Raw genomic sequence first — 13,563 nt, 5'->3', positions numbered from 1 at the left:
TTTTGCCGGTGATACAACTTGGGGGAACGCGATGACCGACTGGAGCCTGCCCAGTCGGCGCGTTCCCCGCCAGCGCGCCATCATCAATCGCCGCGAGTTGACGGGCAAGATCGCGAGCCTGGTCGAACAGCACGGCAAGAACGCGCGCAAGCCCGTTCTTGCCGCCTTACAAAGCGCGCTTGATGACGGGCGGCGCGAACTTGAATCCCGCCTCACCGAAAAGCCTTCAGCAGGGCACGAAATCACGCTGGGCTACGCCTTCCTGACCGACCAGATCGTGCGCGTGATCCATGATTACGTCACCGAGATGGTATATCCGCCGGGCAATCGCACCACTGCCGAAAGGCTCGCCGTATTGGCGGTGGGCGGATACGGGCGTGCGGAAATGGCGCCCCAATCGGATGTCGACATTGCCTTTGTCACCCCGATGAAGCGATCACCCTGGTGCGAACAGGTGATCGAGGCGATGCTTTACATGCTCTGGGATCTAGGCCTGAAAGTCGGCCATTCCAGCCGCACCGTCTCCGACACCATGCGCATGGCAAAGGATGATCTGACGATCCGCACCGCCCTGCTCGAAGGGCGACTGATCTGGGGCGATCAAGGCGTGTACGAGGAATTGCGCCAGCGTTTCTGGACCGAAGTGGCCAAGGGCAGCGAACAGCAGTTCCTTTCGCAAAAGCTCGAAGAGCGCAACCAGCGGCACAAGCGCATGGGCGACAGCCGCTATGTCGTCGAACCCAATATCAAGGAAGGCAAGGGCGGCCTTCGCGACCTGCAAACGCTGTACTGGATCGGCAAGTACAAGCACCGCGTGGAAAGCGCCGCCGACCTCGTCAACGTCGGGTTGTTCACGGAAAGCGAATATCGCGGTTTTCGCCGTGCCGAAGGGTTTTTGCTGGCGGTGCGCTGCCACATGCACGTCATCACCGGCCGGGCAGAGGACCGGCTGACCTTCGACCTGCAACGGCAGGTGGCGGAGCGGATGAATTTCGCCGATCGACCGGGCAAGAGCGCGGTCGAACGCTTCATGCAGTATTATTTCCTGCAGGCAAAACGGGTCGGCAATCTGACGGGCGTGTTCCTCGCCCACCTTGATGAACAATACGCCAAGAAACGCGCCCGCAGCGGCTTCTTCGCCGGATGGTCGGCCAAGCCGCGTGTCCACCGGGGCTATGTGATCGACAGCGGGCGGATCAAAGCGCAAAGCGACGACTGGTTTGCAAAGGACCCGGTGCGGCTGATCGAAGTGTTCCAGATTGCCGAGGCCGAAGGGCTCGAGGTCCACCCCCAGACGATGCGGCAGGCGGACCGCGACAGCAAGCTGATTGACGCCTCGGTGCGCAAGGACCCGCGCGCCAATGCGCTGTTCCTTGATCTGCTGGGCGGGCGGAAAGACCCGGAAACCGCGCTGCGCTGGATGAACGAGGCAGGCGTGTTCGGCCGCTTCGTGCCCGATTTCGGGCGGGTCAACGCCCAGATGCAGTTTGACATGTATCACCACTACACTGTCGACGAACACACGATCCGGGCGATCGGGCTTCTGTCGCAGATCGAGCGCGGCCTGCTCGCAGCGGATCACCCCCGCGGAACCCGGCAGATCCACAAGGTCGCCTCGCGCCGGGCGCTGTTCGTCGCGGTGCTGCTGCATGATATCGCCAAGGGGCGCGGCGGCGATCATTCGGTGCTCGGAGCAGAGGTGGCGCGCGAGTTGTGCCCGCGTTTTGGGCTGGATGAAAAGGAGACGGAACTGGTCGCCTGGCTGGTGCTGCAACATCTGCTGATGAGCTCCACCGCGCAGAAACGCGACCTGACAGACCCCAAGACGATCGAGGATTTCGTCGCGCAGGTGCAATCGCTCGAACGGCTGCGCAATCTCGCGATCCTGACGGCGGTGGATATTCGCGCAGTCGGGCCGGGGACGTGGAACAGCTGGAAAGGACAGCTGCTGGGCGAACTATACGACGCCGCGCAGGAACGGCTGCGGCTTGGCCACAAGCGCACCGGCAGGGCGCAGCGCGTCGCAGCACGCAAGGCTGCGACTGGCGAACTGCTGGGCAAGAAAGCCTATCTGGTCGAGGAAGTGGGCGAACTGATGGCGGACGCTTACTGGATCGCCGAACCCGAAGACATCATCGCCAAGAATCTGGTGCAGTATGAAGAAGCACAGCGGATCAAGGATCACCTCTCGATCCATTGCGAGGTGGACGAGGATCGCGGCGCGACGCTCGTCAGTGTGATCGCGCCTGACCATCCCGGACTGTTCTATCGCATGGCGGGCGGGATGCATCTTGCCGGCGCAAACATCATCGATGCGCGCATTCACACCGCGATGAACGGCTATGCCTTCGACAACTTCCTGGTCCAGGATCAGCACGGCGGTCCGTTCCGCGAGGAAACCCAGATTGCCCGGTTGAAAAAGGGCGTGCGCGATGCGCTGCAGGCGAATGTCGAACTGGTGCCCAAGCTCGCCGCCCGCCCACTCGCTCATTCACGCGCGGCGGCATTTGCAGTCGCCCCGCGGGTCGGCTTCGACAATTCGGCTTCCAACCACTTCACGGTGATCGAAGTGACTGCGCGCGATCGTCCGGCGCTGCTGAACCGGCTGGCCTATGCGCTGTTCCGGGCGAATCTGATCGTGCAATCGGCGCACATCACCGCCTATGGCGAAGCGGTGGCGGACACTTTCTATGTGACGGATCTCACCGGCAGCAAGGTGACCGCGCCCGATCGCCTCGCCGAAATAGAGGCGGCGTTGCTGTCCGCCGCCAGTGACGAACGCCAGCGTGAGCACGAAAAGGCCTGATTTTCCGGCCTGACAGACCAACGGCATGACAGTTCGACCAGCGACCTGCGGAATAGGTTGCGCCGGAGCTACTGATTTTCTAGAGGCAACCTCCCCTACGTCAGGAGAGGTTATTACATGAATATCCGTACCCCCGCGCGGACCCTTACCGCGCTCCTTCTCTGCACGTGCGCCGCAACCCCCTTTGCCGCACTTGCCCAGACTACCCAGGACGAAACCGTCGCAGACGACGCGCAGCCGCAAGAGCGCGCCAGCGCGCTCGACACGATCGGCAACATCGTCGTCACCGGCACCAAGACCCGCGATCCCGAAGATGTTCAGGATGTCGCGCTGGCGGTGACCGCGTTTAACGAAGACACGCTCGAAGCCTTCAAGATCCGCGACGTGCAGGGCCTTACGTTCCAGGCTCCCAACGTCAGCCTCGACCAGATCGGCACCAGCCGCGGCACGGCGAACTTCTCGATCCGCGGCCTTGGCATCAATTCGTCAATCCCGTCGATCGATCCGACCGTCGGCGTGTTCGTCGATGGTGTCTATCTCGGCATCAACGGCGGCGTCGTGTTCGACATTTTCGACCTTGAAAGCGTCGAAATCCTGCGCGGCCCGCAGGGCGTTCTGTTCGGTCGCAACGTGACCGGCGGCGCGGTTCTGATCAACACCACCAGCCCGACCGAGGATTTCCGCGGCAAGGTCCGCGCGGCGGTCGACGGTCCGGTTGACGGTGGCCGTGGCGGTGAAAACTACACCGCGAGCGCGGTGCTTTCCGGCCCGATCATCGAAGACACGCTGCTGTTCAAGGTCGCAGGCTATTACAACAATGATCGCGGCTACTTCCGCAACAGCTTCGACGGATCGAACTTCGGCCAGGCCGAAACCTACATCCTGCGCGGCGCCCTCGAAGCGCGGCTTGGCGATCTCACGCTTACCGGCAAGGTCGACTATTTCGATTCGAACGGTGATGGCCCCGCTGGCCAGAACCGCGGCATCTTTGATCGCGACAGCTTCGATTTCGCGATCGACAACGCCGGGTTCTACGACACCGAAATCCTCACCACCTCGCTGACGGCGGAATGGGATATCGGCCCGGGCACGCTGACCAACATCTTCGGCTATCGCGACTACAGCGCGCTGACCGATGCCGACATCGACGCGACCGCGCTGTTCCTGTTCCACTCGAACACCGAAACCGCGCAGGACCAGATTTCGAACGAGCTGCGCTATGCGATCTCGACCGACAATTTCGACCTGACTGTCGGCGGCTTCTATTTCGACCAGACGCTCGCCTACACCGAAGTGCGCCAGATCCCGGTTTCGACCCCGCTTACCTTCTTCGGTGGCGGCCGTCAGGATCACGAAGTGCTGGGCGCTTTCGTCAACGGCCAGTTCTATCTGACCAGCGATCTGTCGATCATCGCCGGCATCCGCTGGAGCCAGGAAACCAAGGACGCCGACGTCACCTATGTGCGTCCGCGCCCGGCCTGTTCAGTGGTCGACAGCACCTGCCCGACGACCGGCACCAACCCGTTCATTCCGACGGAAAACAACGGGTTCTCCGATCGCGTGCGGTTCCGCAACCTCTCGCCGAAGCTTGGTCTGCAGTACGAATTCAACGACAGCCAGGTCTATGGCCACTGGACCCGCGGTTTCCGTTCGGGCGGCTACAACTTCCGCATCACCAACGCCCGCGCGTTCGAAGCGATCGTTGCCCGTCCGGGCGGCACGTTCTCGTTTGACGAAGAACAGGTCGACAATTTCGAAATCGGCGGCAAGTTCCAGTCGGCTGATGGTGCCTTCACGATCAACGTGGCGGCTTACATCACCAAGATCGAGAACATGCAGCGCGAAGTGAACCAGTCGGACCCGGTTTCGGGTGTGGCCCAGTCGATCTTCAACACCGCCGATGCCACCATCACCGGTGTCGAAGCCGAAGCCCGCATGCGCGTGTCGGATTCGCTGCTGTTCACTGCCAACATCGGCATCATCGATGACGAATATGACGAAATCCTGTTCGACATTTCGGGTGACGGCTTGATCAACGATGCAGACCTCAACCTGCGTCTGCCGCGCGTGCCGGAAATCACCTGGGGCGTGGGCCTTGTCCACGAACTGTTCCTCGGTGACAGCGAAATCCTCACCCGCGTGAATTACCAGTATCGCGAGGAATTCGCCTACACCGACGACAACCGCGGTTTCGTGCAGGACATCAGCAATCTCGAAGCGAACATCACCTGGGTCACCCCGGTCGATGGTCTGTCGCTGTCGGTTTACGGCCGCAACCTGTTCGATCAGGTGCAGGTCGGTGGCGACACCCAGATCCCGTTTGGCGGCCCGCTGTCGAACGGCATCAACCGTCCGTTCGATCCGCTGCCCGGCGCCGGCACCTTCTCGCCGCTCCAGCGCGGCCGGAACGTCGGGATCGAGGCCCTGTTCGAGTTCTGATCAGGAACTCCGCAAACAAAGAGAAAGGCGCTCCGGAAACGGGGCGCCTTTTTCATTGGGCGGCGAGCAGCAGCAGCGCGATCCGGTTCTGATCCCAGCCGACGAAGCCCCATTCGACAGCGTGGCCCGCAATCGGGTTCCACAATCCGTCGTAACGGTTGGAGACGATCGTGCGGGTCGTGGAATCGAACAGCGCCAGAAAATCTCCGGCGCACCGGCGCGCGTCTTCTTCGGGCAGCCATGGCCGGTTGGGATTGGCGAGGTCGCCCGACATCGCGAGCGTCAATTCACCCATTGCGGAGCGCGGCGCGGATGCGTCGCCTGACGGATCAAGCAATTCCCAGTTGTAGCCGATGGGCTTGAGGCCGAGCGAGCCGACAAACCCGTCAGCCACCGCCGAATGGATGAAAGCCGCCGGATCGGGCGCGCCGTGTTCAAACCGCGCCCATGCCCCGTCCGACAGGCGCTGCACCCAGCGCGCTGCAAACGCTTCGGGCGTCATGCGCCCCGCGCGCCGAACAACGCCGTGCCGACCCGGACATGCGTCGCGCCCAGCATCACCGCTGTCTTATAATCGCCGCTCATTCCCATGGAGAGGCCATCCAGCCCGTTGTCCTTGGCCAGCTTGGCCAGCAGCGCGAAGAACGGCGCGGGTTCGATATCGGCAGGCGGAATGCACATCAGCCCGGCGAGCGGAATGCCGGAGGCGCGCACCTGTTCGAGAAACGCTGGCAGATCGGCAATCGCGCAGCCGCCCTTCTGCTCCTCGTCTCCGATATTGACCTGCACGAAGCACGGCACGCGCCTGCCTGCCTTGTCCATCGCCGCTGCCAGCGCCTTCAGCAGGCTTGGCCGGTCGAGCGAATGGATCACGTCGAACAGCGCCACCGCATCATCCGTCTTGTTCGATTGCAACTGCCCGATCAGGTGCAGCTCCACATCCGGATAGGCCTCGCGCAGCGCGGGCCATTTGCCTTGCGCCTCCTGAACCCGGTTTTCGCCAAAGACGCGGTGCCCGGCCTCCAGCAGCGGCTCGATCCGCTCGGCCGGATGCGTCTTGCTGACCGCGATCAGGGTCACATCCGCGGCTTCGCGCCGGGCGGGTTTGCACACGCGCGCGATATTGGCGCGAACTTCTTCAAGGCGGGTTGCTGCACTTTCCATAGGGCGCGCTATAGAGCGAGCGTGAAACGTTTAAAGCCCCTCCCGCATCTGTGGCTCATCTCCGATGCACGCAATGATGCAGGTCTTGAGGATGCGCTGCGCCGCCTGCCGCGCGGGAGCGGGTTCATCTATCGCCACTATCACCTCGATGGGCCTGAACGTTTGCAGCGGTTTCTGAGGCTGCGGCGCATCGCACGCAGTCGCGGCCATGTGATTGTGCTTGCCGACAGCGTCCTCACCGCGACGGAATGGGGCGCGGACGGGATTTATGGCGCGCCGCGTTCGCTCTGGCCCCGGCGGGAGGGGCTGCTGCATCTGGCGACCGCGCATGATCTCGGCGAGATCGGGCTGGCCAGCCGGCTCGGTGCGGATGCGGTGCTGCTGTCACCGGTGTTCACGACACGCTCGCATCCCGGCGGGCAAGTGCTCGGCCCGGTAAGGTTTCGATTGCTCGCGCAGCATGCGCAGGTGCCCGTCATCGCGCTCGGCGGCATGGATGCAGGCCGCGCACGCGTGCTCGGCTGGCCGCGTTGGGCGGCGATTGACGGGCTCAGCCGAACGCTTGTTCCTTGACCCGGACTCGCCAAGGATTCATGATGTGTTCCGATACAGGAGCCCCCAATGGCGACCCGCGCAATGAACACCCGCAAGCAACCCACCGCTGACTGGCGCATCGGCCTGCGCCGCAGCATCCGCCGCGCCGCGCAGATGACCGGCGCGGGCGTGCTGCTGATGGCGATGGTATTCCTCGCCCTGTCGCTTGCCAGCTATACGCAGACCGATCCCAGCCCATCGACCGCTGCCGCGCCGGATCAGGTCGCGAACTGGATGGGAAGCTGGGGCGCATGGGTTTCCGACCGGGTGCTGTTCGCCTTTGGCCTGCCGGGCGTATTGCTGTTGCCGCTGCTCTATATCTCGGCCCGCAAGCTGTGGCGCGCGGTGGAGCTGGACGGAGCCGATGACGACGGCGAAGGCACCCGCTGGTGGCTGCCCACCGGCCTCTTGCTGATCGCGATGATGCTGTTCGGCACGGTGCTGTCGCTCGCGTTCGAACGCACCGGCGGAACCTTGCCCGCGCAGTTGGGCGGAGTATCGGGCCTGCTCGGCGCGACGGGGATTGAAGCTATCGCCGCCCGTTTTGGCGAAGGCGCCGCAGGATGGATCACTCTGGGTGCGGCCTTCGTTTGCCTCGCCGGGGGAACCGCGCTGGTGACGCGGATCTTCGCGATCGACTGGCGCAAGCTGATGACTCTCCCCAATTTCCTCGGCGGCGGCGCGCTGGCGGGTGGCCTCCTTTCGCGGCTGCCGTTTGTCAGGCGAGATACCGCGCTCGATTTCGCGGATGACGATCCGCTCGAGGCTCCGGCCAGCAAGGCCCGACGGGCCAAGGGACGGCCCGAGCGCGCTGCCGAACCTGCGACCGAGCCCGCGCCCCGGCGATCGCCCGAAATTACCGACCCTTCGGCCCCGCCCAAGCGCGCCGAACCGGCCCGCAAGAACCAGCGCGACATGTTCGCCACCTATGAATTGCCGAGCCTCGACCTGCTTGCCGATCCGCCCGCCGACAGTGGGCCCAAGCTCGACAAGCTGGCGCTCGAACGCAACGCCCGCCTGCTCGAAAACGTGCTCGACGATTTCAATGTGAAGGGCGAAATCACGGCGGTGCGCACCGGCCCGGTGGTGACGATGTACGAGCTGGAGCCCGCGCCCGGGATCAAGGCGAGCCGCGTCGTCGGCCTTGCCGAAGACATCGCCCGCAACATGAGCGCGATTTCCGCGCGCGTTTCTCCCATTCCCGGCAAGACGGTGATGGGGATTGAATTGCCCAATGCCGATCGTCAGGTGGTGATGCTGAAAGAGCTCGCCGCCTCGGCCGATTTCGCCGAATCCAAAGGCAATCTTCCGATCATTCTGGGCAAGGATATCGCAGGCGAACCGATCATCGCCGATCTTGCCGCCATGCCGCACCTGCTGGTCGCCGGGACAACCGGTTCGGGCAAGTCGGTGGGCCTCAACTGCATCCTGCTGTCGCTGCTCTATCACTTCACACCCGAGGAATGCCGGTTGATCCTGATCGACCCCAAGGTGCTGGAACTGAAGAGCTACGACGACATCCCGCACCTGCTCTCCCCCGTTGTCACCGAACCGCACAAAAGCGTGCGCGCGCTGAAATGGGCGGTCGAGGAGATGGAGCGGCGCTATCGCATGATGAGCAGCATCAATTCGCGCAACATCAACTCCTTCAACGAGAAAGTGCGCGCCGCCGCCGCCAAGGGCAAGCCGCTGGGCCGCCGGGTGCAGACCGGGTTCGATCCCGATACGGGCGAGCAGTTGTACGAGGAGGAACAGCTTGACTACCAGCCGCTGCCGCAGATTGTCCTGATCGTCGACGAACTGGCCGACCTCATGGTGACGGTGGGCAAGGAAATCGAAGTTCTGATCCAGCGCCTGTCGCAGAAATCGCGCGCGGCCGGCATCCACCTGATCATGGCGACGCAGCGCCCCTCGGTCGACGTGATCACCGGGGTGATCAAGGCCAACCTGCCGACCCGCATCAGCTTCAAGGTGACAAGCCGGATCGACAGCCGCACCATCCTAGGCGAACAGGGGGCAGAGCAGCTGCTGGGCCGGGGCGACATGCTCTACAAGCCCAACACCGGCGCGACGATCCGCGTCCATGGCCCCTTCGTTTCGGACGAGGAAGTCGAAGCGGTGGCAGATTTCTGGCGCGCTCAAGGAGCGCCCGAATATGTCGATGCCGTCACCGAGGAACCCGAGGAAGGCGGCTTTGCCTTCGAGGACGAATTCACCGCCAGCGACAATCCCGAAGAGCGCAAGTACCGTCAGGCGTGCCAGATCGTGATCGAGAACCAGAAGGCTTCCGGATCGTGGCTGCAACGCCAGATGGGCGTGGGCTACAACACCGCCGCCAAATGGATCGAGCGGATGGAAAGCGAAGGCCTGGTCGGTCCGGCCAACCACGTCGGACGGCGCGAGATCTTCCGCGATCAGGACGGAAATCCGATCTGATGCGCGGCCTTGTCGGTCCGCTGCTGGGCGCCCTGCTCGCATTCGCACCCACCGCCGCAAGCGCCGACTCGGTTCCCGCCCAGCACATCACCCTGCTGTTCACCAATGATGTCGAAAGCGCCTATGACCCGATCGAGGCATATTGGCTCGATGATATGGAGCAGATCGGCGGCGTCCCGCAACTGGCCACGCTGATCAATTCGATCCGCGCCGAACGGCCCACCACCTTCCTGTTCGATTCGGGCGATATCTTCACCGGCGCACTCGCCAAGCTGACCCAGGGTCAGCTCGCCTTCGAACTGATGAACACCATGCGTTACGACGCGATGGCGATCGGCAATCACGAATTCGAATATGGCGAAGCGGTGCTGAGCTGGGAGAAGAACCGCGCCAATTTTCCCGTGCTCGCGGCAAACCTGCTGTGGAAGGACACAAATCATCCCTTCGCTCAGGCGCACACGATCATCGAACGCGGCGGGGTGCGGATCGGCGTGATCGGGATCATGGGACAAGACGCGGCGACCGCGATCATCCCCTCCTTCATCGACGAGCTTGACGTGATCGACCCGGTCATCGTGGTGCGCCGCTCAGTGGAGGAATTGCGCGATGATGTCGACCTGATCGTGCTGCTTACTCACATGGGCAAGACTGCGCCGATGCAGACCGATGCGGAAAGCGACCCACGCCTCGCACGCGGGGTAGAGGCCGACATGGCGCTCGCCGGGGCGGTCGAGGGGATCGACGTGCTGCTGGGCGGCCATGCCGATGCCGGGACGGAGCAGGCGCTGGTCCACCCGGTGACTGGCACGCTGGTGATGCAAACCTATGGTCAGGGCACGCACTTGGGGATGCTCGAACTGTGGTTCGATCCCAGCACCGGCACGATCGTCGAGCACAATGGCAGGCTGATTCCTGTCAACTCCACCGTCCTTGCCCCCGACTGGAAAGTCGAAGGCACCATCGAGGCCTACCGTGCGCGCTTTCCCGAATTGTTCGAACGGGTCGGGCGGAGCGAAGGCGTGATGTTCCGCCGCTACATCGAGGAATCGACCATCGGCAATCTGTTCGCCGATGTCTTTGTCGAAGCCTCAGGCGCGGATATCGGTCTCGTCCACGGCGGCAGCCTGCGCAAGGACCTGCCACGCGGAGCAATTCACCGTGTCGACCTGCTCGACGCCTATCCCTTTGTCGATCCGATCATCGAGATGGAGATGACAGGCGCGCAATTGCGCGAAGTGCTCGAACAATCACTGACGCTCGAGCGCGGGCTGCTGCAGGTTTCGGGTATCGAGCTGACCTATGATCTTGATCGGCCTGAGCGCCAGCGGCTGGTGTCGCTCACCCACAAGGGGCATCCGGTAGCGGACGATGCGGGGTTGAGGGTCGCTGTCGCGGGCTTCCTTGCCGAAGGCGGGGATCTCTATTCGACATTCCCGCAAGGAAGGCGGATCGCCGAACACGGCAAAGTCTCGGACGCCATCATCGCCTATTTCAGCAAGCGCGACAGCGTAGCTGTTCCGAGCCTTGGCAGGCAGGTGCCAAAGAATTGAGGCGGCACTTCCAGCCTGGGAAGCGCCGCCTCATCGTTTGAATTCCGGTTGGAATTATTCGCCGGTCAGATCGGCGCGGGTCAGGACGACCTGCTCGTTCACGCGGCGGGCGTTCTCGGTCATTTCGTCAGCCGGAAGGGCGACGAGGCCGATCGCGGCGAGCGGGCCTTCGGCGGTCCAGCTCTTGATCCATTCCTGCAGATACAGATCAAGTCCGGGGATCGCGCGCATGTGGGCCTTCTTGATGTAGACATACAGCGGACGCGCGCCCGGATAGGCGAAGCTGGCGATGTTTTCATAGGTCGGTTCAACACCGTTCATCGTCAGGCCCTGCACCTTGTCGAGGTTCTCTTCGAGGTAGGAGTAGCCGAACACGCCGACCGACTTCGGATTGCTCTCGATCTTCTGGACGATGAGGTTGTCCTGCTCGCCCTGATCGACATAGGCGCCATCCGATCGCACTTCGGTGCATATCTGCTGGTGACGATCCTTGTCGCTGTCCTTCAGCGCCTTCATTTCCGGATTGGTGTCGCAACCGGCTTCGAGCACGAGTTCCTTGAGCGCATCGCGCGTGCCCGAAGTGCTCGGTGGGCCGTAGACGAGGATCGGTTCGGCGGGGAGCGACGGGTCGACATCGGCCCAGGTCTTGGCGGTCTGTTCACGGCCATAGGGCTTTGCAGCCAGCGCTTCGTAAACGATCTTGGGCGACAGGTTCAGCGTGATTCCGTCCTTGGCCGATGCGAAGGCGATGCCGTCAAGGCCGACCTTGAGCTCAATCACTTCCTCGACCCCATTGGCAACGCAGCTGTCGAATTCGCTTGCCTTCATCCGGCGCGAAGCATTCGCCATGTCAGGCGTGTCCGGCCCCTGACCCGAACAGAACAGCTGGATGCCGCCGCCGGTGCCGGTCGATTCGATCAGCGGCGATTTGTAGGTCGGATTGGAGCGGACGAAGCCTTCTGCCACCTGCTTGGCAAAGGGAAATACCGTGGAAGAACCGACAGCGCGGATCGAATCGCGCGTGCCGGAGCCGCCTCCAGTGGAATCGCAGGCAGCAAGGGCCAGCGTGGCAGCAAGGGCGATGATGGCAGTGGTAGTCGATTTCATGGTGTTCGTTCCTGACTTTGAATATTGCGCGCCGTTACCCGGCGCTTTTGACAAGCATGTGACAAAGGGCAGCGCCCGGATCCTGATCAGAAGTCGATCTGGGCGCGCACGGCGAAGGTATCGACGTTGTATTGGCGATCTCCCCCGGCGGCGGGGAAAGCCGCATCGGTGTATTCCAGATGCCCGTAGTTGGCGAGCAGCATGGTGTAGTCCGTCGGCTTCCACACGATCGAAGCGGAATAGCCGTCCTGTATGCCACCGATGATGCCCGCATCGTTCATGTCGAGGCGATCATAACGGACGTTGACCTGCACCGAACCGATACCGCCTTCACCGACGGGATTGGCGGGCAACACCCGGTCAAAGGTTCCGTTCTTGTAACCGCGGCGATCGCCCTTGGTGAGGAAATAGCCGGCTTCTATCGATCCGCCGAAGAAGGTCGGATCAATTGGCGCGGTCGTCATGTCGACAGTCTGCCAGAAGGTTTCTGCCGAAACATGGAACGGACCGGAGATCACAGCCGCTTCCAGTCCCAAGCCGAGTTCACCGTCCGCAGCCAATGCGCCCGTGTCGATGAACCGGTCGGAGCTGAAATGCACGCCCGGACGTTGGCGGTAACGCAGCGTCGCGCCGTCTTCGAGCCGGTTGTAGTGCACCGACCCGCCCAGATGCAGTTGGGTTTCGCCCAGCTTCGGCATGAACACCGCCCGCGCATCGACGCTGCGGTTCTTGTTGGGCAGGTCAATCATGTTGTCGGTGAAGAGGCCAGCCTGCAGCAGAACATCCCCGCTTTGATAAACGGCCCCGACTCCGACGCGGCGCTCGAACGGAAGGACATCGGTGAATGCCGCACGTTCGATGAAGCTGGTGTGAAGGCTGCTGGTCAGTTCTTCCAGCCCCTGAAAGGTGTTGAACTGGCCCACAAGGATTTCGACATCGCCGGTTTCGTAGGAGATGATCGCGTCCGTCACGGTCAACTCGCTGGCTGCGAAATCGAACTCGAACTTGTAGCCGAAGCCGCCCGGAATATCGCCCGATGCGCCCAGACGTGCCCGGCGGGCCTCCGCGCCGAAGCCGTCAACCCGACCGGTCGAATCCGGCGAACCGACATTGCCCGCATCGAATTGCAGGCGCCCGCGCGGCTTGAAGCTCCAACCGCCTTCGCGCTTGATTTCCGGCATGCCCTTGAAGGCGATGCTCGCGCTTTCATCGGCCTTCGCCAGCGCCGTTTCGGCTGATCGGGCGGCTGCATCTGCCACAGCCGCTGCGGAAGTTGCTTCGGCCTCGGTCTCGGCCAATTCGGATTCAAGAGCGTCGATCCGCTGCGCCATCTGCGCCATCATCGCCCGCATTTCGGCGAGTTCCTGCCGCAGTGCCTCTTCATCCTGTGCCATCGCCGGACTGCTGGCGAGGGAAAGTGCACCTGCGAGCGCCGCGCGTGAAATGGAATATGTCATTTATTTGTCC

At 62.9% G+C, this 13,563-nt stretch carries 9 protein-coding genes; 5 read left to right on the top strand and 4 right to left on the bottom strand.

The window, feature by feature from the left end; genetic code table 11:
- The first annotated feature begins 31 nt into the window (after positions 1-31).
- Together AABA34_RS03290 and AABA34_RS03285 are read left to right on the top strand one after the other, a co-directional pair.
- On the top strand, positions 32-2,806 hold the full coding sequence (locus AABA34_RS03290) for a [protein-PII] uridylyltransferase (RefSeq protein ID WP_338303879.1): 2,775 nt from the start codon (positions 32-34) through the stop codon (positions 2,804-2,806).
- A 117-nt stretch (positions 2,807-2,923) separates the two neighbouring features.
- Positions 2,924-5,245, top strand: coding sequence for a TonB-dependent receptor (locus AABA34_RS03285; RefSeq protein ID WP_338303878.1), 2,322 nt, complete (start codon positions 2,924-2,926; stop codon positions 5,243-5,245).
- A 52-nt stretch (positions 5,246-5,297) separates the two neighbouring features.
- Here AABA34_RS03285 and AABA34_RS03280 read toward each other — a convergent pair whose 3' ends face one another.
- A complete protein-coding gene (locus AABA34_RS03280; protein WP_338303877.1) occupies positions 5,298-5,747 on the bottom strand; it encodes a hypothetical protein in 450 nt (149 codons plus the stop codon).
- Positions 5,744-6,409 carry a YggS family pyridoxal phosphate-dependent enzyme gene (locus tag AABA34_RS03275; protein ID WP_338303876.1) on the bottom strand — a complete coding sequence of 222 codons (666 nt, stop codon included), beginning with the start codon at positions 6,407-6,409 and terminating at the stop codon, positions 5,744-5,746. Before AABA34_RS03275 ends, AABA34_RS03280 begins: the two co-directional genes overlap by 4 nt.
- Positions 6,410-6,430: 21 nt before the next feature.
- On the opposite strand from AABA34_RS03275, the gene AABA34_RS03270 reads away from it, so the two are divergent.
- From AABA34_RS03270 to AABA34_RS03260, 3 genes are read left to right on the top strand one after another with little or no spacing between them, the layout of a single operon-like run.
- Positions 6,431-6,982 (top strand): thiamine phosphate synthase, encoded by a 552-nt coding sequence (locus AABA34_RS03270; protein ID WP_338303875.1) that lies wholly within the window; start codon positions 6,431-6,433, stop codon positions 6,980-6,982.
- Between the two features lie 48 nt (positions 6,983-7,030).
- Positions 7,031-9,439, top strand: a complete 2,409-nt coding sequence (locus AABA34_RS03265) for an FtsK/SpoIIIE family DNA translocase (protein WP_338303874.1) — start codon at positions 7,031-7,033, stop codon at positions 9,437-9,439.
- A complete protein-coding gene (locus tag AABA34_RS03260) occupies positions 9,439-10,989 on the top strand; it encodes a bifunctional metallophosphatase/5'-nucleotidase (protein ID WP_338303873.1) in 1,551 nt (516 codons plus the stop codon). The genes AABA34_RS03265 and AABA34_RS03260 overlap by 1 nt, the downstream gene beginning before the upstream one ends.
- A 54-nt stretch (positions 10,990-11,043) precedes the next feature.
- Here AABA34_RS03260 and AABA34_RS03255 read toward each other — a convergent pair whose 3' ends face one another.
- Both AABA34_RS03255 and AABA34_RS03250 read right to left on the bottom strand, forming a co-directional pair.
- Positions 11,044-12,096 carry a substrate-binding domain-containing protein gene (locus AABA34_RS03255; RefSeq protein WP_338303872.1) on the bottom strand — a complete coding sequence of 351 codons (1,053 nt, stop codon included), beginning with the start codon at positions 12,094-12,096 and terminating at the stop codon, positions 11,044-11,046.
- A gap of 86 nt (positions 12,097-12,182) precedes the next feature.
- Positions 12,183-13,553: an OprO/OprP family phosphate-selective porin gene (locus AABA34_RS03250; RefSeq protein ID WP_338303871.1), complete on the bottom strand. Its 1,371-nt coding sequence runs from the start codon at positions 13,551-13,553 to the stop codon at positions 12,183-12,185.
- Between the last annotated feature and the right edge of the window lie 10 nt (positions 13,554-13,563).

Source organism: Erythrobacter sp. Dej080120_24 (genome assembly GCF_036322605.1).
Classification (GTDB): Bacteria; Pseudomonadota; Alphaproteobacteria; order Sphingomonadales; family Sphingomonadaceae; genus Erythrobacter; species Erythrobacter aurantius.
The sequence above is the reverse complement of the archived record's forward strand: the minus strand, read 5'-3'. Positions and strand labels throughout refer to the sequence as shown.